Source organism: Dendronalium sp. ChiSLP03b (genome assembly GCF_034531165.2).
In the GTDB taxonomy this organism is placed as follows: domain Bacteria; phylum Cyanobacteriota; class Cyanobacteriia; order Cyanobacteriales; family Nostocaceae; genus Dendronalium; species Dendronalium minutum.
On the sequence record NZ_JAVRBR020000097.1, the window covers coordinates 66830 to 90467 of the forward strand.

A 23638-nucleotide genomic window follows, 5' to 3' on the forward strand; every position below is an offset into this window, starting at 1 on the left:
GAGAAGGGAAAGAAATTGTATAAATTTCTCCTCTACTTCTCTGCTCTCTTGCTTCCATCCGGTAATTTTAGATTGGTAGACTACCGAGTTAATATGGTTGGTTGGCCTTATTACTAAATGCCATTTTATCTGTTACTAAGTGGTCATCTATAAAACCGCTACTTATGAAGTAGGAAAAGTAAGTTTTCAGTAAAATTTTGTCTAAGACAGGACATATAATATCAGTATTTGCTAATCCATTTATAGTGTTTTGATAGTCAATATGTGGCTCTTGGTAGGTTTCTATTGTGGTTTTGGGTATGATATGTGACAACAATTTTAAGTTATCTGCGTCTGAGATTTTACTATGGCGTGAAATCTCTGAATACCATTGCTCTAAAGAAATCAGTTGCAAAGGGTATCCTAAAGAGTCAATTAAGTTAAATAAATGCTTGATCGGAGTGGAGTAAGGATTGACCAAATGAAATGCTTTGCTTAAAGATTCTTTCTGACATGACAAATGAACAATCATCTTGCTCACATAGTCCACAGGAGTCAAGTTATCTTCTAGGTCAATATCGGGGGCCATTCTCATTTGTAAACAACCTTTGACTAGCCTGCAAAATAAATCTTCTGTGTTACTAATCCCAGTTCGGCTGTGTCCTGTTATCCTTGATGCTCTATAAATAGAAACAGGAAGTCCTAGATCGCGGGCTTGCATAATTAATTTCTCTGCTACCCACTTGCTTTGGACATAGCCATTCTCAAGAGCTTGATATTGGTCAAGGGGATCTGATTCGAGGACTAATCCACCCTCATTTTGAGAAGATGCTGGTAAAACAGATGTTGTTGAGATGAAATGCAAAGGTTTTACCTTGATTTCACTGGCTAGTCGGATGATTTCTTGAGTCCCAAGTACATTAGTGGCTTTTAAAGCAGAGTAAGGATAGATGACATTGATCCAAGCACCACAGTGATAGATGACATCTATATGATTAGCTAACTGCTGAAATTGTGATGTGGAAAGACCTAAATAGTTTTTCGTTAAATCTCCAACTATAGGAATAATGCGATCGCTATTGATTCCCTCCCAGAGTTTGTAGAATTTGAGTTGACTTTGCAGCTTCTGCTGTGCCTGTTCAATATTGGTAGCTCGAATCAGGCAATAAATATCAGCCTGAGTTTGTTGTAGGAGTTCATGCAGTAAATGAATTCCCAAAAAGCCTGTTACTCCCGTTAAAAAGATCCGTTTGGGCTTGTTGATGTAATCAAAAGGCTTGGTTGGAATATGAATGCTTGAATCTAAGACAGCTTCTGCTTTTAAATTGTTGATAGTTGCGGTGGTAATAGTGTCAGCCTGGGTTGTTTGTAAACTATTGACTCCTTTTGCGAGTTCTGCCACTGTAGGATTCTCAAACAGATAACGTAGGGGTAACTCTAGTTGAAAAGCCTCTCTTAACAGAGACATCACCTGCATCGCTCGTAAAGAATTTCCCCCTATGTCAAAAAAGTTGTTGTGAATGCCTAACTGTGTTGTTCCTAAAACACTGCTCCAAATATCTGCTATCAGTTTTTGTGTTGGAGTAGTGGGTAAAACAAAGTTGGTTAGGCCAATGTCTTGGGAGGGAGCGGGTAGCGCGCGACGGTCAACTTTTCCATTAGCAGTGAGTGGCAAAGCCTCCAGCATCACAAAAGCTGTTGGTATCATGTAGTTTGGCAGCTTTTGTTTTAAGAAGCTTTGTAATTCATTTTGGTCTAAGGATGGGTTACTAGAGACAACATAGGCAACTAACTGCTTATTACCTGGTTGGTCTTCTCTTAGCATTACCACTTGGGCAATGATATCAGGATGTTGAACTAATAGACTTTCAATTTCCCCAAGTGCAACGCGAAAACCTCTTATTTTCACTACATCATCAATTCGACCAATAAACTCGATATTGCCATCGGGTAAATAGCGTGCTAAATCCCCAGTTTTATATAATCTACTTCCTCCTACCTCTGGTCTCTCCGCAGTCGCTACAACGGGGAGCCACTGCGTTGGACGGGTTTCCCGGCTTGAAGCAAGTGGCGTGGGAACCCCCGCAACGCGCTGGTCTCTGCTTCCTGCCTTCGCAAACGGGTTGGGAATAAATTTTTCCTCTGTCAATTCCGGACGGTTGAGGTAACCTTGTGCTAGACGCACACCACCAATGTACAATTCGCCTTTAACTCCAATAGGTACTGGTTGGAGATTACTGTCGAGGATGTAGATTTCCGTATTGGCGACAGGACGACCAATGAGGACTGTATTGGTTTTTTCTGATTGGAAATGTTGCACATCATAGACTATGGCTGTAACCGAAGCTTCAGTGGGCCCGTAGGCGTTCAGACAAGTCACACGATTGCCCACCAATTGATGCCACATTGCCACTGTTTCCGGTAGTACTGTATCGCCGCCCACAGTCAATAAGCGTAGACTTTGTGGCACGGTGGCATAGGATTGAGATACTGCTACCATCCATTCATGCCAATAGGCTGGAGTCAGAGTCAAAACACTGAGCTGTTGTTGTTCAATAAACTGGGCAAAATTGGCAAAGGAAGAAAACATTTGAGTCGGTCTTAACACTACTGTTCCGCCTTTAAACCAAGTGGGGAAGATTTCTTCCACTGCGACATCAAAGCCGAAAGCAGCAAATTGTAAGACGCGATCGCTCTTAGTCAGACCAAATGCTTCACTAATAGCACTGCTGTGATTTACCAAAGCTGCATGAGTCAACATCACGCCTTTGGGTTTGCCAGTAGAACCAGAAGTGTACAGTATACAAGCCAAGTTTTCTGGTATGACTTCACTAACCGGATTTTCTGGATTTTGAGAATTCAGTACCTCAAACTCTTTGTCTAAGACAATGACTTTCACACCTTGGACTGGCAAGTAATTGAGTAATGTCTCCTGTGCGATCAGTACAGAAATTTGTGAGTCTTCGGATATGTAAGCTAATCGCTGTTGGGGATAATCAATATCTAGAGGGACATAACCGCCACCAGCTTTGAGGACGGCTAACAATGCTACGGTCATGGATAGCGATCGCTCTAAATAAATCCCTACCAAAATTTCTGGTCCCACACCCAGAGATTGTAGGTAATGTGCTAATTGATTCGCTTGGCTGTTCAACTGCTGATAAGTCAGTTGTTGATTGTCAAATACCACTGCTACTGCATCAGGTGTCAGTTCTGCCTGCTGCTCAAATAATTCATGCAGACATTTATCCCAAGGATAATCAGCCTGAGTATCATTCCACTCAACCAGTAGCTGCTGTTGTTCAACTGCTGTCAGTAGGGGTAATTGGTCAATTCGCTCTTGGGGATTACTAACAACTGCTTCCAACAAAGTCACAAAATGACCAGTCATCCGCTCGATGGTGCTATGGTCAAACAAATCGGTGTTGTACTCCCACACACCCACCATTCCGGTAGCAGTGTTCTGCATTGATAAAGTTAAATCAAATGCTGCCGTTACACTTTTGAGCGACAGTGAACTAACAGTTAACCCATTTAAATCCAACTGAGACACAGGTGAATTTTGCAGGATAAACATCACTTGGAATAGTGGTGTATGGGATAAATCCCGTTCTGGTTGCAACCCTTCTACCAGCATTTCAAAGGGCAAATTTTGATGAGTGTATGCCCCCATTGCTATTTCTCGAACACAACCCAGTAATTCACTAAAGCGCGGATTACCTGCCAAGTCGCTACGCATGACTAAGGTATTGATAAATAAGCCAATTAACCCTTCTATCTCTTGGCGATCGCGGTTAGCAATTGGAGAACCCACTAATATATCTTCTTGTCCTGTATAGCGATAAAGCAGGGTATCATAAGCAGCTAACAGCGTCATGAACAAAGTTACGCCTTGTTCTTGGCTGAGTTTTGTCAACTTATTCGTTAGTTCAGCAGACAGCGCAAACTCCTGAATTGTCCCGTTGTAAGTCTGCACAGCAGGTCTTGGTCTGTCTGTGGGTAGCGATAATAAAGCTGGTGCATCAGCAAGTTTTTGCTGCCAATAATTCAATTGAGTTTGTAATACATCTCCTTGCAACCACTCTCTTTGCCACAGAGCGAAATCTGCGTACTGTATTGGCAATGGTGCTAAAGGTGACTCTTGACCATGAGAATAAGCATTGTACAGGGAAGCTAGTTCAGAGATAAACACACCCATCGACCAACCGTCAGAGACAATATGGTGCATACACAGTAATAAAATGTGTTCTGTCTCAGAAAACACTATTAATGTGCCTCTGACTAATGATTCTGTTGCCAAGTCAAAGGGCTGAGTTGCTTGTTGTTGTAATAATTGCTGTGCAGCAATTTCTTTTTCGCTGGTAGATAAATGCTTAAAGTCAACAACTGATATTGTCCAATTCGTTTGGTTTTGAATAATTTGAGTTGGTATTCCATCAATGGTGATGAAGTTGGTGCGTAACGCTTCGTGACGCGCAATTATTTCTTGTAAGCTTTGTTCTAAGGCCGCAATTTGGAAAGTTCCTTCTAAACGCAATGCTTCGGGCATATTGTAGAAGGGACTATCCGGCTCGAATTGGTCTAAGAACCACAGACGCTGTTGAGCATAAGATAGTGCAAGTTCTGCATTTTCTGACCGCCTTAAAATGGGTGGTGCAGATAGTTCTCTTGTTTGTTGTTGTAACTGCCCTATCAACTGGGATAATTCGGCTACAGTTGCAGCAGCAAATAACTCACGCAGTGGTAGTTCCACTTTGAAGATGTTGCGAATGCGTGAAACTAATTGTGTTGCTAGTAGCGAGTGTCCACCGAGTTCAAAGAAGTTATTATAAATACCCACTTGCTCTACTTTTAGGACTTGCGCCCAAATTTGTGTTAGCAGTTCTTCAATGGGAGTGCGTGGGGCGACATATTTTTCTAGCAGTGTGCTGTCTAAATCTGGTTCTGGTAGGGCGCGGCGGTCAATTTTGCCGTTGGGTGTCAGGGGTAAGGACTCTAAGATTGCAAACGCGCCCGGTATCATGTGTTCTGGTAGTTTGGTTTTTAAGAAGCTACGCAGTTCGTGGGCTGTGGGTTTAGAGTCTTGATGTGGTACGATGTAGGCGACTAGACGTTTGTTACCAGGGCTATCTTGACGGGCGATCGCTACAACTGAGTTAATCTGAGGATGTTGGCTCAGGACGGTTTCAATTTCTCCCAACTCAATGCGGAAGCCCCGGATTTTCACCTGATTGTCGATGCGTCCTATGTATTCAATATTGCCATCTGGTAAATAACGCCCCAAATCCCCAGTTTTATACAATTTTGAATTATCAAAGGGGTTGGTGATAAATTTCTCATTGGTTAATTCAGGACGGTTGAGATAGCTTCGCGCTAGTCCGACACCACCAAGGTACAATTCCCCTGGTACACCAACGGGTACTGGTTGTAAATGTTGGTCAAGGATATAAATTTGCGTATTGGCAATGGGGCGACCGATGGGAATAGTTGTGGCTGTGGCTGCTAAATCCTCTACTAAATACCAAGAAGAAAAAGTAGTATTTTCGGTTGGACCATAAACATGGAGTAAGTGTTGAGGAGCGCCTTTTTCTAGAACTTCCTGCACCCATCTGGGATCGACTGCTTCCCCACCAAATAGTAAATATTTTAAAGAACTAAACGCTTGTGGGACAAGACTGGCTAATTGATTGAATAACGCTGTAGTTAAAAATAAGACGCTGACTTTGTGTGAGCGGATATTGACGGCTAATTGTTCTGGAATCAACAATACGGATTTAGCGATTATGACTAGCACTGCTCCGTGTAGCAATGCTCCCCAAATTTCAAAGGTGACTGCATCAAAAGCAATATTTGCAGCTTGTGCAACACGGTCATCGGCTGTTAGTTGGATGTAATTGGTGTTTAAAACCAGTCGATTTACGGCCTGATGAGTGACGGCGACTCCCTTGGGTATGCCTGTAGAACCGGAGGTATAAATTACATAGGCTAGACTTTCTGCACTGACTGTGCTGTTGAGATTATCCTGATTTGCCAGGGATATGCTGTTCCAGTCGGTGTCTAAGCAGACGACACGCGCTTGATGTCCAGGAAGAAACTCTCGTAATTTCTCTTGAGTTAACAGCACTTTTATCTGAGTGTCTGCGAGCATGAAGCTTAAGCGTTCAGCAGGATATTCAGGGTCAAGTGGCACATAAGCCCCTCCTGCCTTGAGTATCGCCAATAGTCCCACCACCATTTCTAAGGAACGCTCCACACATAACCCTACCAGCACATCTGCTCCAACACCCAATGACTTTAGGTAGTATGCTAACTGGTTGGCGCGACTATTCAACTCGTGATATGTGAGATATTTGTTTTCAAATACTACCGCCACTGCATCGGGTGTGCGTTCTGCCTGCTGCTCAAACAATTGATGAATACATTTATCAGCAGGATAGTCTGTTTGAGTATTGTTCCACTGGAGTAATAACTGTTGTTGCTCAATTTCTGTTAGCAGAGGTAATTCCCCAACTTTCTGATGGGGATTAGTAACTATTGCTGCTAACAAAGTCTGGAAATGACTTATCATCCTAGCAATTGTATCCGCTTCAAACAGATCGCTGTTATATTCCCACGAGCCAATTAATCCCTTCTGTGTCTCCCACATCGAGAGGTTTAAATCAAACTTAGACGTACCCCGCTCTACCATCTCTGGGGTCAGACTAATACCCGGTAACTCTATAGTATCGAGCGAGAAATTTTCCAAAACAAACGACACCTGAAACAAAGGGTTGTAGCCAAGAGAACGTTCCGGCTGTAGTGCTTCTACCACCTGCTCAAATGGTATATCCTGGTTCGCGTGGGCATCCCAGACAACAGAGCGGACTTTTTCGAGTAACTGGGAGAAAGTAGGATTCCCTGCAATCTGGGTACGCAACACCAAGGTATTGACAAAAAAGCCAATTAATGAATCAATTTCTCGGCGATCGCGGTTAGCAAAAGGCGAACCAATGCAAAGGTCATCCTGACCACTGTAACGATGCAGTAAAACGGCAAAAGCTGTCAGCAGGGTCATAAACAAAGTGACACCTGACTTTTGGCTCAGAGCCACCAGTTGAGAGGATAAATGCGCGTCGATTTGAAATTCTGTGGTAGCACCAGCAAAAGTCTGCACTGGAGGACGAGGATAATCTGTTGGCAACTCCAACAAGGGTGGTGCGTCAGCTAACTGTTGTTTCCAGTAATCAAGTTGCTTTTTTTGAACTTCTTTAGTTAACCATTGGCGTTGCCAAAGGGCAAAATCAGCATATTGTATCGTTAACTCTGGTAAGGGATATGGTTTTCCTTTTGTAAAAGCTGGATAGAGCACTTCTAATTCTTTGAAGAATACCCCCATTGACCAACCATCCATAATGATGTGGTGCATGGTTAATATCAACAAATGGGATTCTGGTTCTTGTCGCAGTAGGGTAGCTCGAATTAAAGGATCTGTCCCCAAGTCAAAGGACTGGCTAACCTCCTGAGTAATAATCTGTTGCACAGAAGCTGCTGTTAAGTTCTGCACGTCTACCACAGGTATGGTGATGGTTAAACTAGGTCTAATCGCCTGGAAGGGGACACCTTCTACCGTAGAAAAGTTAGTTCGTAAGGCTTCATGACGGCGAATAATTTCGTTGATGCTCTGTTCTAACGCTGTCACGCAGAGCTTACCAACAATTCGCAATTGGAAACTTTCATTGTAAAACGTGCTTTTTCCATCTAATTGATCAAGAAACCACATCCTCTGCTGGGCAAAAGATAAAGGCAAATCTTTATCTCTAGAAACTGGAACTAGAGGGATAGAAGTTAATTGTGTGGCTGTTTGAGCTTCTTGGAGAAAAGCCAGGATTTCTGTTTTCCGTTCCTTGAGTTCCTGCTTTATTTCTGCTGTCATTGCTCCTTTGGGAGCGCGATAGCGTAACTGATTATCTTCAATCCAGATTTTGATATCTAAAGTATTTAGTAAAGATAAAAATTCAAATATTAACATTTTATAAATAATCCTCTTCGTATTCTTGATCGAGTGTTTCAATAAAGGTATTCTTGCTTTGGGTTACTGTTTGAATCGCCTCAATGGTTTGAGCTAAACCAACAATGGTAGGCGCTTGAAACAAACGCTGGAGAGACAATTCTAGAGACAAATCTTCGCGTAACCGCGCAATTACTTGACCAGCTAACAGGGAATTTCCTCCTAACTCGAAAAAGTTGTCGTGAATGCCTAAAAGTGGCACTCTCAGAACTTGCTGCCAACATTGAGCAATTTTGAACTCTATCTCGTTGCGTGGTTCTATGCGCTCCCTAATTTCCTGAGAGTTAATTTTCCTAATTAGGCTGGCGCGGTCAATTTTGCCGTTTTCGAGGCAAGGCATTTCTGGCAGTTGTACTAAGTTGCAAGTACAAGAAGTTCCAAAGCGGTCTTGCACTCGCAAATCTGGTAATTTAACCTCATCACCTGTGGTCGTGAAATAAACAGTTAACTTCTGTAAATTAAAGAGTTGAGATTGCCAACGTTGAATGTTTTGGTTGTTACCATCCAAACCTATCAATAGATTTGTTTGTTGGTGTTGTAAACAGGACAGCATTGAAGAGATTGCTTGAGAGGAAGACATGACATAGAAACCTTTAGCGCGGATCAGATTCTTCATCTGATATCCTTGGCTCATTCCTGTTTCATCCCACATACTCCAACTGAAACAATAGCTTGCTAATTCACTGTGGGAATTTTGGTAATGAGAAAAGCGATCGAGAAAACTATTAGCAGCAGCATAAGCACCAACAGCAGTACTACCAAAAAAACCGTGTGCCGAAGAAAAGTTTATAAAAATACTGCCCTGATTGTCTTTGAGTAATTGATGCAATGCCCAAGCACCCAACACTTTGGGACGCAGTATTGCTGCTAAATTCTCCTGAGTCTCATCAAGTACAAGTTGCTCATGAAAAGTTCCAGCTAAATGAAGTATCCCATCCAAATTTTTACTCCATTTGGATTGGGCTTCTTCAACGATTATTTGTAACTGTTTTAAATCACAAATATCAACAGTTTCGTAAATTACTTCTCCCCCAAGCTGCTCTAATTCTTGATAGACTTTTATGCGTCTTTCTGAAGTTAAAGGAGTTCTGCCAACTAACAGTAATCTAGCTTGGTAATGTTTTAGCAAATATCGTGCAATTTCAATAGCAATACCACCAAGTCCTCCTGCGATCAAATAAGTCCCACCTTGCTTGAAGCTAATTGAGGATTTAGGTTTGCTTGTAAAATCAACTTTTTCTAGACGAGGAACAAAACGCTGCCCATTTCTGTAAGCTACTTCTCGTTCTTTTGAAGAAACTTGTATCTCTTGTAAGATAAAATATCCATTTGTTTTAACTTCAGCAAAGGTTAAATCAATGTGGCGACAGTTTAACCAAGGTAATTCTTGAGGAATCGTTTTCAATAGCCCTAATACTGCTGATTTCTCATAAGCTATAGGGTCATCTGAAGAAATGGATTGAATATGAGAAGAAATAAATAGCAATTGAACTGAATTGTCAACACCCTGAACTTTGGCTAAAGCTTGAACTAGGAACAATAAACTGTATATTCCATGTTCTTGTGCTTGTTCCAGAGCATCAATGCTTTTGACTTCACCAATATATTGGTCATAAGTCCATAAGTGCAGAATCTGCTCAATAATAATATTATCTGTTGCTAGGGATTCGAGTAATAGTTGGTAGTCCTTGCGTTGTCCTGGGGTAATTGTGTAGTGTGAGCGATTTATTTTGCGGAAATCATCTCCGGGTGAAATAGTTATGTATGGCAGGTTATATTCTGTCAATATTTGACATAAATAAGACCCCAACCCGCAAGAATCTAGAAATACTAAAGTGGAATTAGTAACAGTTAAAGCAGAATTAAAAGTAATGGGAGATTTGGGTTGCCATGCTTGACGGTAGAACCAGTTGGGAATGGTATTGGCATTACCCAGTAATATATCAATGCATTTAATAATTGATTTGAACTCGCCTGTATGGAAACGCTGGCTCAGTTGCGATCGCTGAATTTTCCCAATAGCAGTTTTCGGAATAATTTCTTTATTGACTGGAATTAAATAATCTGGATTTATACCTACTTTATTAACAACAGCAGTACGAATTTCCCTAAGCAGAGCTAACAAACTGGCATCATCAGTAACAGAAGTATTGAAAAAGATAGCTAGTTTATCAGTATTAATTCCTGGTTGTCTGACTGCACAGGTAGCTGTATAAGAAACTTCTACTCCTTCGATTTCTTCAACAGCGGCCTCGATTTCGTGACAGTAGTAGTTTAGTCCATTGATGATAATGACATCTTTCTGCCGACCAGTAATAGTTAAACGTCCTTGATGGAGAAATCCCAAATCCCCCGTATTAAACCAACCATTGGCGGTAAAAACTTCTTGGTTTGCTTGGGGATTCTGATAGTAACCACTAGTAACAGATGCACCTTTTACTTGTAAACGACCAATGGTATTTTCTGTAACTACCTGTTCATTTTCATCAACAATCCGCAACCAAGCGCCAGCAATAGGTGGCCCTAGTTCTACAAATAAACTATCATCTGATGAAGTTTCGAGAGCAAAGCTGTCAGAGTAAGTAATACCAGAAGAAGTTTCGCTCATCCCAAAGGCTGGATGAATTGCATCGGTTGGTAAACCATAAGGGCGAAGCAGCTTTAAAAAACTCCTGGCTATCTTAGTGACAATGGGTTCTCCTGCGTTGATGATAAAACGCATTGATGATAAATCCCACTGTTTTTGCTGAATATCGTTCGCGCGATACCGTTCGCGCAGCGTTCCGTAGGAAAGGTCACCAAAGGCATCGCAAATGAGGGAAAAGGCAAAGTTAGGGGCCCAACTAATCGTTGCTTGATGAAAGTCAATCAAATCTAGCCACTTGAGTGGATTCTGCACAATCAAGTCAGTTGGTACATGAATTTGTTGGCAACCTAAACTAACAGCCATAATACTAAGAGATACCAATGCACCGACATGATCCAAAGGCATCCAGTTTAAAACGCTTTCCTGGCTTGAGAAATGACCCATTAAAATTAAGCCAGTCGTCATACTCAAGATGTTGCGATGATTGAGCATCACACACTTGGGTATTCCAGTGCTTCCAGAGGTCAAAAACAAAATCGCTAAATCCTCTGGCTGACTTTGATGTAATTGGAAATCCGGTTCACACTCACGCAACTTATCAACAGTTGCAATTTGAAAGCTTTTTAAGTTGAACAGCCTGAAAAAATCATCAATGTTAGAAGCTAAAGAAACACTTGTCAGCACTAGGGGTTTCTCTAGCATCTGCCATGTGTTTTGTAATTTGCTGGCGGTACTATTGCCTGGCTTGTATGTTGGGGCGATAGATACTGGCACAGGAACAAAGCCCCCAAGCACACAACCCCAAAAAGCACTCAGGAAATCTTGATTATCTTCTAGTTGAAAAATTACTTTATCTTGGGGCTTGAGTCCTAGCTTTCTCAATCCAGCTAAAATTCTTTGGGCATCCTGCCATAATTGGCGATAAGACTGCACTCTTTTACTACCATCATGTTGAACGTAAATAATACCTTTAGTTGAAGTTTCAGCTGCTCGTTGCAATACTTGGGCTAAAGTTTTGGGAGCATCTTCGGAGTATTGCAGTGGTTCCCCGTGACTAATGGCTAACTTATGTGACGAAGACGGGTTCTTGTTTTCTATATTTTGACTAGGTGTGGTTACTTGTATCTTTTGTTGGCTATCCTCAGAGACGTAGGCGCAGTCCGTCGCAGACATCGCTTGAGTGTCACCTAGCAAATCCTCCAAATGCACAGGAGGCATACTTGCCACTTTTGGTTCAATTACCACCGCAACACGTTCGATTTCTGATAATAAATCTATTTGCCCTTCTATACGATATATTAAGTCAGAGTCAATAACTTCTAAACTGGCTAGAGTAGTTTCATCTATCTGCCCTGCATCTGTTAGGGGTATGGTAGATATTAGTACAAATGCTGTGGGTATCAATTCGCTAGGCAGAATTGTTTGCAGGTGAGACAACAATTGTTCTGGTACAAATAAGCCTGAAGGAACTATATAGGCAACTAGTTCTTGTTTTCGCGTTTTGGTTTGTCTTTCTCTGACTACACAATCATCTACAGTCAAACTCGACCTAATAGCAACTTCTATTTTTTGGCATAGAAAAATTTGATTGCTTGAGGTCGCTAAAATTTGACTATGATTATTTAAATACACAATATTAAACTCCACTGTTCATGAATTAAAATTGTTCGTAATCAAATATCACACATCTATCTATTCTACTTATTTATTTTTTATATAACTAACAGTAAATAGCATAAATAATCTCATCTGTTTCAATAAAATACAATAGCATTTAAAATATTTATATCTCCAAATAAAAATAAATTGTAGTTGTTCAAATCTGAGTAAACGTTAAATTCCGATCCATTTCAGCACATGAGGATCTTTGTTATAGCGATAGGTAAAGCCGTCTCTAGCGGCAATAGTCTCTCCTTGATTATTGATTGGTAGCTTATTTTGTAAATGAGTTTGTGTTAATAAGATAGGTGTTTGTACATCTTCCAGCATGAACGCTAATCTTTCGGTAGGATAAGCTGGATCTAGTGGAACATAAGCCACTCCCGCTTTGAAAATAGCGAGTATTCCGATTACCATTTCTAAGGAGCGCTCAACACAAATTCCCACCCGAACTTCTGGTTTAACTCCTAGCGATCGCAAATAATGAGCTAATTGATTGGCACTGTTATTTAATTCCCGATAAGTTAAATGTTGTTGTTGATATACAACCGCTATGGCATCGGAAATTTTTTCTACCTGTTCTTCAAATAAAACATGAAAACATGTATAATTAAAGCAATTTATTTGTTGATGATTTTCTAGTGTAATTATTTCTTTTTCTTCATCTGCACTGATTAAAAATAATTGAAAAATATATTGTTGTAAATTATTTGCCATTTTTCCCAGCAATGTTTGGAAATGCCCAATCATGCAGTCAATCGCTTGTTCGTCAAAGCAGCTAGTATCATAAACAATCCTGCCTGCTAATTGTGAACCGGGATTAATTACTAATGTGATAGGATAATTTGTGCGCTCAAAACAACTAATATGACTAATTGCTAATGTTGTTTTGGTTTCTTGTTTAGCAGAATCTAGCGGATAATTTTCAAATATTAAAATACTTTCAAAAAGTGGTAATCCTGTCGGAATCTCACTTAATTGTTGAATTTCGGCAAGAGAAAAATAAGCATATTGTTCTTGTTCTAATGCTTGAGTTTGTAATTGCTTGAGCCAGGATAATAATTCTGTTTTTCCGTTAACCTGTGTCCGTATTGGGAGAGTGTTAATCAATAGTCCCACCATTGAGTCTACTTGCTCAAACGTCGGTGGACGACCAGATACAGTTGCACCAAAGACTATATCACTTTCCCCTCTGTAGCGGAAAATTAGTAACGCCCATGCTCCCTGCACCAAATTATTCAAAGTTAAATGGTGCTGTCGCGCTGCAAATTGCAATTTTTCAGTTACCGTTTGAGATAATTGAAAACATCGCTCATGATATGTTCCCTTTCCCTTTTTACCCCCCAATAAAGTAGGAGTTTCAAACCCCTGAAGAGTTTTTTGCCAAAAGTTTTTTGCTTTATCGCTATCCTGTTGCTGTAACCATTCAATATATTCTCGATACGGACGAACTCCTTGGAGGCATAAATTTTCGCCTCGCTGATTTGCTTCATAAAAAGCTAGAACTTCTTTAAGGACAATCTGCATTGACCAGCCATCTAAGAGGATATGATGATGACTCCAAATAAATTGGTATTTCTGCTCTCCTAGCTGAATGATAGTAAAGTGCATTAGAGGTGCTTGAGCCAAATCAAATCCCTTTTGGCGATCGCTGCCTAATTGAAATAAGGCGACTCGTGCGATCGCTCCCGTAGCAAAATCCAAACTAGCCTGGAGTTCAGCATCTTTAGTGGCGCTCGCTGTTTGCTGTTCTGCTGGCGAAAGGTGCGATAAATCAAAGATGCTCAATGGTACAGATTCCTGGGTAGCGGCGTTAATTTGCAGCCAGTTTTCCCCTTCCTGCACAAACCGCAAACGCAAAGCATCGTGATGCGCTAACAATTGCTGTACTATTTGCTCCAATAGTTCAGGTTGCACATCTGACGGAACTTCTAGCAGTGCAGACTGGTTAAAGTAAGTAGGCTCGGGTAATTTCTGCTCAAAAAACCAATGTTGAATCAAATTCATCAAGGAGCGATGTTCAATCATCACCCCTTTGGGTTTACCCGTAGAACCAGAGGTATAAATACTGTAAGCCAGGTTATTTAGTTGAACCTTGCTAATTGGATTGGCTGTACTATGGGTTGCGATTAATTCCCAATCTGGATCTAAACAAATTGTTTTTCCGGTATAACCTAGCAATTTATCTTGGAATTTATCTTGCGTCAGCAAAAAGCCAAGTTGCGTATCTGCGAGAATATCAGCGATTCGCTCTTGGGGATAAGCTGGGTCAAGGGGAACATAAGCACCACCAGCTTTGAGAATGCCGAGTAAGCCAGCGATCGCGTCTAGGGAACGCTCAACGCAGATACCTATTAGGGTTTCTGATTTGACTCCCAAACTTTGTAGATAGTGGGCAATTTTGTTGGAGCGATCGCTCAATTCGCGGTAAGTTAATCTTTGCCCATCCTGCTCTACAGCTACAGCATCGGGCGTTAATTCTACCTGAGCCTCAAACAACTTCTGGATACAGTGTTTCTCAGTATATTCCCTATGAGTCTGATTCCATTCCCCTAGCAATTTTTGTTGAGATGGAGTGACCAGAGGTATTTGACCAATTTGTTGTTCTGGGTTAGCTACTATCTCGATAAGTACCTGTTCATACTGCTCTAGCATCGCTTGGATGGTTTCAGCATCGAACAGGTCGCTGTTATATTCCAAAACTAGGGTAATTCCTTTTGCTCCCGTTTTCGCACCGTGTTGTATGCTTTGTTCAAACCTGGGAATGACGAGGAAATCAAGGTCAAACTTGGCAGATTTGTTACTAGCTGGTTCCTGCAAGGTGATGTCCAAGCCAGGGAAATTCAAATGCGGCTTGGCGGAATTATGGAAGCTGAACATCACTTGAAACAAGGGATTGTGGCTCAGGTTGCGAACTGGTCTAATCGCTTCTACCACTTTATCGAATGGTACGTCTTCGTTGGTGTAAGCTTCCATTGTCACTTGGCGTACGCGTTCGAGTAATTCCCGCACTGTCGGATTACCTGAGATATCGGTGCGTAAAACTAAGTTATTGACAATCATGCCAATTATCTTCTCGATTTGGTGCATCCGGCGATTGGCAACAGCAGACCCGATAAAAATATCGTCTTGTCCAATGTAGCGGTGCAACAGGATAATAAAAGCTTCCAGCATCGTCATGAATAAAGTGGTTCCCTCTTGACGGCTGAGAACTCTCAAAGACTCACACAAGGTAATAGGCAACTCTACCCTGATTTGAGTGCCATTGTAAGTTTGTTCTACTGGTCGATATACAAGAACTTGCAGGCTCGTTTGCTCTTAGCAAATACTCAGCACTTTCATGTACTTCTAGGTTAAAAGGGCGTGCCATTACTTCCTCAAGAGTTTTTTCTTCTATGCTCTTTATTCTACAGTTCTATGCACCCTCACTTAGACTTGGTATTACATCAAACTGTTTACAAGTGCATTTAAAAATAATCTCAGTTTTTTTAATAAAATGCAATACCAGATAAGACAGTTAAAGAAACAGTTAATTGGACATTTAAGACAGTTAAGATATTTAAGATATTTAAGACAGTTAAGCGGACAGTTAAGACAGTTAAAAGATTTAAAAATTTAATTTCTTAAGTGTCTTAACTGTCCTTGCAAGCACACTTAATTAGTGGTATGTGTTTAATGGTTAAAAAAATAGGACTTACGCAACTGACAAATTAAATCAAGGTGAGGGTTAGCAAAGGTTCAGAGTATAGATTTATTGACGATTAACAATTGACCATTGATAGCCTCAACTCAACTAGATATTTACGACACCTAGCTTTAGTCCTGAACAAATTTTACCAAAGGTGATGTTTTATTCCTACCTCAGCGTCCTTATATCATTTTGGGTACTTTGCGCGAACAACTACTCTATCCGCATACAGACCGCAAAATGAGCGATCGCGAACTCGAACAAATTTTACAACAAGTTAATCTGCAACACTTGCTTACTCGTGTAAATGGCTTTGATACAGAAGTTCCTTGAGAGAACATATTGTCGTTAGGAGAACAACAACGCCTCGCTTTTGCAAGGCTATTAATTACGTATCCTAGTTTCACTATCTTAGATGAAGCGACGAGTGCTTTAGATTTGAAGAACGAAGGTAATTTTTATCAACAGTTACAAGAAACGAAAACAACTTTTATCAGTGTTGGTCACAGAGAGAGCTTATTTAATTACCATCAATGGGTATTATAACTTTCACAAGAATCTAATTGGCAACTTGTTTCTATAGAAGATTATAGACAGCAAAAAGGAATTGCTATTAGACCATCTGAAAAAGAGCAAATCACAGGCTCATGAAACCAAACGATGAAAACGGTAAACTACCACCCCAACAGCGTCCTTTTCGCAGGCTGATAATTTCGGGGTCGAATCGCCGTCAATACAACTGCCCTGGCGTTGACTCCAAATCACGTACCTTAATGCTACGCATGGCAGAACGCCTGCCTCAGAATTGGGAAATTGACTATGAAGATTTAGGTAATGTATACGCTCGTGCCAGAATTCAAAGCTGTAATACCTGTGTTTCTACTTTAGCGTAACACCCAGATGCAACTAGGTATTCCCCCCAAGGATTTTTCTGTCGCAGCACAACAACAAGCAGGACTCAATCAAGATATCAGGTGGGATATCAACAAAGGTGAAGGAGAAATATTACGCGAGAAAAAATAAATAGCTTAACTAATTCTCAGCATGGTAACAAGTTTTTAGCAGTTTTCCCCAGGTTGCATCATAAGGATGCACAAGTTGGGTTGGGTGTTCGTCATCTTTAAACATGGGTCGTGTTTCATTTGCCCACTGAAAAAGACCACCGCTCAAGTTAAAAATCTGGGAAAATCCTTTCCTCTGAAGTTGTTGGGCAACTTTAGCGCTACGATAACCAACCGAGCAATACACAACGATTGGTGTGTCTTGTGAAACTGTCGAGAGTGCTGTTAGGTCGGGTGCAACAGGATCGATACGCATAGCTGTTTTGATGTGACTGACTGCATGCTCTGCTTGGCTTCGGGCATCAAGCACAAACGGTTGTAGCTTTGCAGAGTCTAATAGCCAAGCAGCAAACTCTACTGTCGTTATCTGACTAACATTTGGAAAACTCAACTTGATGAAGAGTTTGAGTAAACGTAATGCAAGCGATCGCAATGTGGTTTTCATGCTCCAATACTTTATCAGCCAATTGAAACCCCAGCAACTAAACCTGTTTGCAAACAATTGCTGAAACTAGGCGCTTTTCTATAAGACGCTACGCAAGCGCGCCATTGCTCTTAATTTTCCTCTAAGAAAGATAGGCGATCGCACATTTGAGTAGTTTGTCTTTGCACTTAGTTTCCTAACTCGATCTATAGCGATCGTTCCAAAAATAGACGTTAACTAATAACGGTTTTGCCGAACGAGTTCTCCGTTCGCGTTAGCGGCGACCTTAGCAGAAGGAGTGCCCAAAGCCAAAGGTGGAAAGTAGCGTCCTAGACTCCGACTACCTCACCGTGTCATCATCTATAGCCGTCTTTTGGAGAATTGGTATTACACCCTACCTCCACGAAGAATTTTTTTGCGTAAGTCTTGATTGTTTTTTTTTATTTCCCATGTCTCAACAAGCATATGTTGTGGGCATCATAATCCCAAGCTGAATAAATAAGCTAGCGGCCAGGAAACTCATTGGCAGCGTTTTCATATACAACTGCACTATCGACCGATGGTAGATAATTTTAGACGTTATCTCTTTGTTTTTCGATATAATTTATACGCTGGGTTGACTTTGGGATGCCTACAGATGCAATTGGGAGTCATCTGTAGCATAGGTATTTGGACATTCTCAGTAGCTAAGTCACAAGCTGTTCAACCACATCAGAACTGGAAATCAGCTTCAGAATTAATCGAGCAAGTCACTAAAGCAAATCCTGAGTCAACAGAGCAACACTCAAAGCTCAAAACTCTGAACTTAGAACTCTCGATACCGCTTCCCTATCGATTAGAGCTAAAACCTATTTTGATTGCGGCACCCGAAAACTTCAATCCTGGGCTGCGATTACCGCCAGCGTTACCCAAACCACTCCAGAATTCTAACCAACCAACAACTTCCACCGAACCTAGAACGCCGGATGCAGTTTTGGAAAGTATTGATACGGACTATCGCTATGACACAGACAACTTTGGCCAAACCAATTTATTCATCGAACCAACGGCTCAGTTTCGATTAAGAAATGGCAACAAGATATTTTTTAAGACAGGTTTTGACTTTTTTGAGCAACCCGGTATTGAATCAATTACCAATGTTCCCTTGCAAGTTGGATGGCAAGGAAAAATCGGGCAAGTGACATTGCAAACAGCAGCCGGAGTCGATATATTCAACCGTTTACCTACAGCTCTCAATCTCAATGCTAAGGTGGAGCTTCCCATTTCGCCAGCGAAAGTTACACCATCAGGTCGATTGCGATCGCTAGTAGTACTATCAGGTAACTTAGAACAAGGCCCTTATAAATCCAATGCCCGAACTTTAGACAATCAAATTACTGCTTGGCGATTTGGGCCTGATTTATACTGGCAGATTGACCGTGACACCAGTTTGTTTTCGTCATTGCGTTTGGGTAGTTACAACGATGGTAATTCCGAAGTCCAGTCTTTTAGTAGGCTAGAGCGCAAGTTCGGACAGTTTTCTCTGGCAGCTAACTTATTCACTTGGAATTACGATCGCGATTTAGAACGCACAAGTGGCTATTTCTCTCCACAAGATTTCCTGGTTTACAACGCTGAGGTGGCTTGGGAAGGAGATATTACTAAGTTCTTACGCTGTCGCTTGGCTGCCAACTTAGGACGGCAGCGACTTAAAGGAGAATTTGACAACGCTAATACCTATCAAACGCGCTGTACGGTAAAGCTGTCGCCCAATATAGAAGCAGACTTGGGCTATAGCTTTAGCAATGTCCGCAATCAAGATACAGGAGAAAGCGCTTACAGTGGTAACTCTTTGGCAGGGCAGTTGCGTGTCAAATTTTAAGAGTCAAGAACAAAGGCAGAAGGATGAAAGCACCATTACCTGATAACGAACCACAACGAATCGAGTCTCTTTTGGAGTATAAAATCCTCGATACTCCCGCGGAAGCTGCCTTTGACGACCTCACTCGTTTAGCCTCATATATTTGTGGAACTCCTATTGCCTTAGTCAGTTTAATTGATAGCAATCGCCAGTGGTTCAAGTCAAAAGTCGGTTTGGAGGCATTAGAAACACCGCGAGATGTGGCATTCTGCGCCCATGCGATTCTGCAACAGGAAGTTTTTGTTGTGCCTGATGCTACTAAAGACGAAAGGTTCGCTACCAACCCGTCAGTCACTTCTGAGCCTAATGTTCGGTTTTATGCTGGTATACCGCTGACTAATGCAGAAGGATATGGACTAGGAACACTTTGTGTAGTTGACTATGTACCCAGAAACCTCTCTCCAGAACAGGTTGAAGCATTACGAATTCTAGGTCGCCAGGTAATCAAGCAACTAGAAATGCGGCGCAACTTAGCAAATTTGGTATTGGCGAGTGATACGCGCAAACAGGCACAGAAGAAACGCAAACAATTTTTTAAAAGAGTTGCTGGCGGGTTTGGGTTAGCATCGGCAATTTTAGTTTTGATTGGTGTCATTTCCTACCAAAACACAACCGTATTGATTGATACTCATAATCAGGTACAAAAAACCCAAGAGAAAATCAATAGGCTGGAAGAACTACTGTCCGACATGAAGGATGCTGAAACTGGACAACGCGGTTACATCCTCACTGGACAAGAAAGTTATTTGGAACCTTATCAAGCAGCACTTACGAATATCGATCAAAAAATTAAAGAACTGAAGGATTTAATCGCAGATCAACCCAGCCAACAAACGCAGTTCGCAATCCTTGAACCCTTGATAGCTGCAAAACTTGCCGTACTCAAACAGTCTATATACCTGCGCCAAAATCAGGGATTTGAGGTGGCGTTGCAGCTAATCCAGACAAATCAGGGAAAAAATCTGATGGATGATATCCGCAAGATTATCAATGAGATGTCTAATGAGGATAGAGGGTTGCTTCAGCAGCAGTCACAAGCTGCAAAAACCAGTGCCAGCAAAACGATTTTGACGCTTGCGATCGCTATTTGCCTGAGTTTTTTGATTCTGGCTATAATTTACTACTTTATTTATCGTGAGGTCAGAGAGCGTAAATTCACAGAGGACACACTAAACAAAGAACGCAATTTTATCTCAGCAGTGCTTGATACAGCTAGTGCTTTGGTAGTAGTTCTTGATGCACAAGGGCAAATTGTTCGCTTCAATCAAGCTTGCGAACAAACGACTGGTTACTCATTTGATGAAGTCAAAGGCAGGTATTTCTGGAATTTGTTTCTACTTCCAGAACAAGTAGGCACGGTTAAAGCAGTTTTTGAGCAATTGCAAACTAGTGAAGGGCCTAAAGAATACGAAAGCTATTGGGTAACCAAGGATGGCAGTCGGCGGTTAATTGCTTGGACTAAGACTATTTTGCAAGACTATGAGGGCGCAGTGGAATACATTGTTGCCACAGGTATTGACATCAGCGATCGCAAACGCACCGAACAGCATTTAAAAGCACAGTATGTTACAACACGCGTCTTAGCAGAATCCACAACAATTAATGAAGCCATGCCCCAAATTATGCAAGGAATCTGCGAGAGTTTGGCATGGGATTTTAGCGAAATGTGGATGGTGGATTTGAGAGTAAATCTACTGTATTTTTTAGATGTATGGTATAAAATATCTTTCAAAATGCAAGAATTTGAAATCCTCAGTCAACAGACCACCTTTGCACCAGGAATTGGGCTGCCTGGTCGAGTCTGGGCTAGTGGCGAACCTGTTTGGATTGTGGATATCGCTAAAGACAACAATTTTACCCGCTCTCAAATCGCAGTTGAAGCAGGATTGCATGGAGCTTTTGGCTTTCCTATCCGTAGTGGTAAAAAAATCCTTGGTGTGATTACCTGTTTTAGCCATGAAATCCAGCAACCCGATCCAGATTTAGCAACAGTCATGAGTTCTATTGGCGAGCAAGTAGGACTGTTCGTTGAGCGCAAGCAAGCAGAAGAAGAACTCCAACGCCAAAACCTGCGATCGCAACTATTTACTGAAATCACTCTCAAGATTCGTCAGTCTTTGCAAATCCAAGAAATTCTCCAAATCAGTGTTACAGAGGTACAAAAAATTCTCCAGAGCGATCGAGTCTTGATCTATCAGCCTTTGCCAGATGGATCTGGAACCACTATTGTAGAGGCAGTAATTTCTGGCTGGCTGACAATCAAGGAGAACAAGAGCATCGACTCTTACTTTCAAGCCGAATATACACAACAGTATTATCTTCAGCAGTATCGTCAAAAAAGGAATCTGGGGCTTGCTGACTTGGGTATGGTTGAAATCCAACAAAGTCACATAGAATTACTGCAACAATTATGGGTAAAGTCTAATTTAGTTGTGCCCATTCTTGTCAAAGAAGAACTCTGCGGTTTGCTGATTGTCCATCAGTGCGGTAGTTCTCGCCAATGGTCTAGCTTTGAAACTCATCTTTTACAGCAAATAGCTGACCAAGTGGGTATCGCCTTAGCCCAAGCCCAAATGTTAAATGCAGAAACGCAACAGCGACGAGAACTTGAAGTTGCCCGTCACCAAGCTGAATTAGCTTCCAGAACCAAAAGTGCCTTTTTGGCAAACATGAGTCATGAAATCCGCACGCCAATGAATGCTGTGTTGGGGATGACAGGCTTAATGTTAGAAACTCCCTTGAACCCAGAACAACGAGATTTTATCGAAACAATTCGCATTAGTGGAGACGCTCTTTTAAGCCTAATCAACGAGATTTTGGATCTGTCCAAACTTGAGGCTGGGGAAATGACACTAGAAACTCTAGATTTTGACTTATCTACCTGTGTGGAAGAAGTTTTAGAATTATTGGCTCCCCCAGCCCATCAAAAGAGATTAGAAATTGCAGCGTTGATCTATCGCAATCTCCCCACCCAGCTTCAAGGTGATGCTGGTCGCCTGCGGCAAATTCTCATGAACTTGATCGGCAATGCGATCAAGTTCACCAGCAATGGAGAGGTAGTAGTACGAGCAGAATTGCGATCGCAAACTTCTACTACAGCCACTATCTACTTTACTGTCACAGATACCGGTCTTGGCATTACCCCCGAAGACCAAAGCAAACTCTTTACGCCATTCACCCAAGTAGATGCTTCCACCACCCGCAAGTATGGCGGCACAGGTTTGGGATTAGCCATCTGCAAGCAACTAGTAAACTTAATGGGAGGAGAAATTGGCGTAGAAAGTTGGCTGGGCAAAGGATCTAAGTTTTGGTTTGAAGTCACTTTCCCCAAGCAAATTCACCCCATTTCCCCAATACAAGATCGCGGACTTCTGACTAATCGGCGTTTGTTAGTAGTGGATGATAATGCTACTAATCGCAAAATCATCCATCATCAAGCTACCCATTGGGGAATGCTGGTGGATCAGGCTGCTTCGGCTACTACTGCCCTCCAAGCTATTCAGGAAGCTGCCAAGTACAACAGTCTTTATGACATTGCTGTGATTGATATGCAGATGCCGGAAATAGATGGCATGACTTTGGGAGAGCAAATTAAAACAAATTCGGCGATCGCTGATTTACCTTTGATTATGCTTACTTCTACTAATCAACGAGATGAAATCCAACGGGCACTCAAAATCGGATTTGCTGCCTATTTAGTCAAACCCGTTAAAGCGTCTCGATTGCTCGATACCATCATGACTATCTTAGGAACGCAGCCAGAACCGGAAGGGGAGGCAGGAGGTAGGAGAGCAGAGGAGCAGAGGAGCAGAGGGGCAGAGGTGAAAAATTCTGAAAATAACTACGATTATTCTGCTCCTAACTCACCTAAATTAAGAATTCTCTTAGCAGAAGATAATCTTGTGAATCAAAAAGTTGCCCTCAAGCAACTCCAAAGCTTGGGTTATAGTGCTGATGTCGCCGCCAATGGGAAAGAAGTTTTGCAATTATTAGAAAAAATTCCCTACGATTTAATTCTAATGGATTGCCAAATGCCAATTCTCGACGGTTTAGAAACTACAAAAGAAATTCATCGTTGGTCAGAAAGCTCCTTTGCTGGTAATCGTCGTCCTGTGGTAATTGCGATGACAGCTAATGCGATGAAAGAAGACCAACAAATGTGTATAGATGCAGGAATGGATGACTATCTCAGCAAGCCAGTAATCAAAGAAAAATTGGCGGCGACTCTAGAGCGTTGGGCAAGCACAATATTCAAAGCACAAGAGACACTTGCCTGCGAACAGACAGTTTCTA

General features: G+C 41.6%; 7 protein-coding genes and 2 pseudogenes. 5 read left to right on the forward strand and 4 right to left on the reverse strand.

Going from position 1 to position 23638, the window contains the following annotated elements; translation table 11 throughout:
• Nucleotides 1-88 precede the first annotated feature (88 nt).
• The 3 genes and pseudogenes from RMY31_RS22920 to RMY31_RS22930 form a co-directional block, all read right to left on the reverse strand.
• On the reverse strand, nt 89-7987 hold the full coding sequence (locus RMY31_RS22920; protein WP_322658046.1) for a non-ribosomal peptide synthetase: 7899 nt from the start codon (nt 7985-7987) through the stop codon (nt 89-91).
• 1 nt (nt 7988) lies between these two features.
• Nucleotides 7989-12260 carry an SDR family NAD(P)-dependent oxidoreductase gene (locus tag RMY31_RS22925; protein WP_409878199.1) on the reverse strand — a complete coding sequence of 1424 codons (4272 nt, stop codon included), beginning with the start codon at nt 12258-12260 and terminating at the stop codon, nt 7989-7991.
• A 186-nt stretch (nt 12261-12446) separates the two neighbouring features.
• Nucleotides 12447-15560: pseudogene (locus RMY31_RS22930) on the reverse strand (condensation domain-containing protein); the annotation flags it as partial.
• Between the two features lie 556 nt (nt 15561-16116).
• On the opposite strand from RMY31_RS22930, the pseudogene RMY31_RS22935 reads away from it, so the two are divergent.
• The 3 genes and pseudogenes from RMY31_RS22935 to RMY31_RS22945 form a co-directional block, all read left to right on the forward strand.
• Nucleotides 16117-16611: pseudogene (locus tag RMY31_RS22935) on the forward strand (ATP-binding cassette domain-containing protein); the annotation flags it as partial.
• Entirely contained in the window at nt 16608-16853 is a 246-nt protein-coding gene (locus RMY31_RS22940; RefSeq protein ID WP_322658048.1) for a hypothetical protein, read from the forward strand. The pseudogene RMY31_RS22935 and the gene RMY31_RS22940, both read left to right, overlap by 4 nt.
• A gap of 7 nt (nt 16854-16860) precedes the next feature.
• Nucleotides 16861-16983, forward strand: a complete 123-nt coding sequence (locus tag RMY31_RS22945) for a hypothetical protein (protein ID WP_322658050.1) — start codon at nt 16861-16863, stop codon at nt 16981-16983.
• A gap of 9 nt (nt 16984-16992) precedes the next feature.
• Here the strand turns inward: RMY31_RS22945 and RMY31_RS22950 are convergent, their stop codons facing one another.
• Complete coding sequence (locus RMY31_RS22950; RefSeq protein WP_322658051.1) at nt 16993-17466, reverse strand: rhodanese-like domain-containing protein; 474 nt, start codon at nt 17464-17466, stop codon at nt 16993-16995.
• A gap of 538 nt (nt 17467-18004) precedes the next feature.
• On the opposite strand from RMY31_RS22950, the gene RMY31_RS22955 reads away from it, so the two are divergent.
• Both RMY31_RS22955 and RMY31_RS22960 read left to right on the forward strand, forming a co-directional pair.
• Nucleotides 18005-19306 (forward strand): cellulose synthase subunit BcsC-related outer membrane protein, encoded by a 1302-nt coding sequence (locus RMY31_RS22955; protein ID WP_322658052.1) that lies wholly within the window; start codon nt 18005-18007, stop codon nt 19304-19306.
• Nucleotides 19307-19329: 23 nt separating this feature from the next.
• Nucleotides 19330-23638, forward strand: a 4309-nt coding sequence (locus RMY31_RS22960; protein ID WP_409878200.1) for a response regulator, incomplete at its 3' end; no start/stop codon positions are given.